Origin of the sequence: Chitinophaga sp., from assembly GCF_036569125.1 — a bacterium.
Lineage (GTDB): Bacteria > Bacteroidota > Bacteroidia > Chitinophagales > Chitinophagaceae > Chitinophaga.
In genome coordinates this window covers 1-2,415 of record NZ_DATCRF010000007.1, presented here as the reverse complement: position 1 = coordinate 2,415, position 2,415 = coordinate 1, and the positions used below count along the sequence as shown (strand labels likewise).

The 2,415-nt window shown below is 55.7% G+C and carries 1 protein-coding gene; it reads left to right on the top strand.

Features of this window, described 5'->3' with window-relative positions; genetic code table 11:
• A partial coding sequence (locus tag VIM87_RS00205; protein ID WP_331995011.1) for an eCIS core domain-containing protein occupies positions 1 to 2,365 on the top strand: 2,365 nt, incomplete at its 5' end.
• Between the last annotated feature and the right edge of the window lie 50 nt (positions 2,366 to 2,415).

Sequence of the window (2,415 nt, the reverse complement as noted above, 5' to 3'; positions counted from 1 at the left end):
ACGTAAGTGTGCGCATTGTGAGGAGGAGGAAAAAGCGCAGCGCAAACCATTGACCTCCTTTATTCAAAAAAAAGCAGCGGAAAGTAACAGCAGCCCGGTTAGTGAAGCGGTAAGCAGCGGCATACAAGCCAGCCAGGGCAGCGGCAGCGCCATGGCGGCACCTACGCAGCATTTTATGGAAAGCCGCTTTGGCGCAGATTTTTCAGACGTACGCATTCATACCGGCAGTGATGCAGCCCGGTTATCAACACAGCTGAATGCACAGGCATTTACCGTAGGCAATGATATTTATTTCAACAGCGGGCAGTATACGCCGGAATCAGCACAAGGCAAACACCTGTTGGCGCATGAGCTAACCCATACCTTACAGCAAGGTGACATAGCCCGTAAACCGCTTATACAGCGGCGTTTCAGGCCCAGTGAGCTGATGCCGCCGGGCGGCACATCGCCGGGCAACCCTATTACCTCCTCACCGGATTCTTATTTCTTCCGTGGCAGCACTACCAACACCGGTCAGCGCAGGGCGCTGGTAATTGCAGGCATTCACCAGGGAGAACGCAGCGCAGGGCGCCTGGGACAGGAAGCGCTGGCAGAGCTGAACAGCAGCTTTCACCCCGACTTTCATACGTTATTTATAACAGCCAATCCCATTCCCGCTACCGCGGGATATAACCGCACCGGCGGCAGCGGCGCTACGCATGTGGATGATCTGAACCGGGAATTTGGCACCGGCTATGTAAGCCGCAATCCCATTGCAACGCTGATCACACAGGCCGTGAATGAATTTGACCCGGAGCGCATACTCAGCATCCATGCCATCAGCACTACCTCGCAGGGCGGTGTTTTCCTGGATCCTATTCATAACAGAACAGTTTCCGGTACCGGCACCGGTGTGGCAGACGACATACACTCCTACCCGCCGGTTGCCACCAGCGGGCAAAGAGGCCGCGCCTTTACCTGCGACAGCCGCAACCTGCCGGCTATGGAGCTAACAGAACGGATGATCAGGGCTACTATTGGCCGCGGCGGCGCAGGCAGCTCGCCGGGTAATACGCCTACCACAAGCCTTCCGGCCAGCATGTACCCGGCTGCCAGCGCAGGCGGCGCCTCCACCGGCAGCTCACCCTTCAGCTTAATATATCCTATTCAAAGTGAAGCTACCGGTGTAGTAGCCGGCAGAGGAACCTCACTGGGTACCTGGGCCTCCGGCTATGGCAGAACAGTAGTGACCATTGAGGTTCCGGGTTATGAAGCCGGACCTGCAGTGTACCGGCCTTACCTGGATGGTATACACCAGTTCCTGCTGATGCCCGCACCTGCTGCGGCTACCGGCGCTGCTGCCACAACGGCCGATGATTTTACCATCGGAGATCTGATTGATGGTATAATGTATGTTATCCGTGAATTTATACGCGTAATAGGACAGGCAAACCTTACCCCTGCTCCTATGGAAAGGGAAGCGCCGCCGGATGGGCTGCCGCGCCGCTGCACCACGTTTGCCGACCAGGCAGCGCTGGATGCGCAGAAGGCTGTCTGGGCATCACGGATCGCAGCCTTACCGGTACCGGATACCATTGGCTGGATCATTGGCACCGGTACACCGCCGCGTGCTGCCATGCAGGAAGCACGCAGGCAGGTGGAGTGTATGACACGGGCACTGGAGCTGGCAGCCGCACGTCCCGGCTCCGGCATTACATTACCACGCGGCGGCGCCACAATAGAATCGCCCCGCAGAGATTTCAATCAGCAGCAGGACATCTGGAACAGTAAGTTCAACTTTACCCGCAGAACACCTTTCGACCGCATTACCGATCATGCGCGCATAGTTTGCGGCACACTGATATTACCTGCAGAAACACGCTGGGATACGCGGAATCCAAGGCACCGTGTAGCCTGGGGTAAAGATGCACCCAGCGCCACAACGCCCATGCCTACAGGTGCACGGGCTTTAACGGCAGATGAACGGCAGCAGGAAATATTACAGGCATCTTCTGCACCCGGTATCTCGCGCCACCACTGGGGTACCGACTTTGATATTATTGACCCGGACATGAACCCCGCAGAATGGGAAGGCACCGGCAGCTTTACGGATGAATACAGCTGGCTGCAGCGCAACGCATCCACCTACGGTTTCCTGCAATCATTTACCATGGGTTCTGCCTTCTTACGCAATGGTTATATAGAAGAACGCTGGCACTGGTCATACTATCCCATATCACAGGCGCTGCTGGAATTTGCCAGCGGCCATCAAACAGAAATAGAAAGCAGCCTGTGTTCATTATGGGCCATGCAGCCGCAGTTCAGCTTTATTCGCGGGCACTGGCGGGAGTTTATGTTTAATGTGAACAGCACGCCTGTTTTCTGATAATGTTTTAACAGCTCATTTACCAATGGCAACACACAGTTCCATAACAC